A 564-nucleotide genomic window follows, 5' to 3' on the forward strand; every position below is an offset into this window, starting at 1 on the left:
GTGTAGGTCTGCCCGACCACGCGGATCTCGTAGTCGTTCCACTCACCCGGCGGGTTGGCGTTGCGCGCGTCCTCGCGGTCGAAGTTGTAGACCGAGCCGGTCTTCTGCGGCTCGTCGTTGGGCTGGCCCTCCTTGATCTGGATCTCGTGGCCCTCGTCGATCGCGACGTTGGGGTCGGTCCCCGGGTCGGGGAAGCGCATGAAGACGCCGGAGTTGTCACCGTCGTCGGACAGCTTGAACTGCAGCTTGACGACGTGGTCGGCGAAGGAGCGCTCGGAGTACCAGAGCATCCCGAGCCCGCCGACGCTGGTGAGGGCGCAGTTCTCGACCGTGAAGCCGCCGGGCCCGGCCTGGGTCCAGCTGCTGAGGTCGGTGCCGTCGAAGAGAAGCTCGTAGCCCTCGTCGGGGGTCGGTGCGGTCGCGCAGGGCTGGCGGACGTTGACCTCGACGGTGCGCGACGTGGTCTTGCCCGTCGCGTCCTCCACCGTCACCGTGGCGGTGTACGTGCCGGGCTCGGCGTAGGTCCACGTGGCGGTTGCCGAGTCGGCCGTGTCGTCGTCCCCG

At 69.0% G+C, this 564-nt stretch carries 1 protein-coding gene; it reads right to left on the bottom strand.

Annotated elements, in window-relative coordinates:
- Positions 1–564 (bottom strand): 3-keto-alpha-glucoside-1,2-lyase-like domain-containing protein (locus FB586_RS18785; RefSeq protein WP_136520863.1); only part of this gene is annotated, 564 nt, incomplete at both ends.

This window comes from Cellulomonas telluris, from assembly GCF_004886325.1.
Classification (GTDB): Bacteria; Actinomycetota; Actinomycetes; order Actinomycetales; family Cellulomonadaceae; genus Cellulomonas; species Cellulomonas telluris.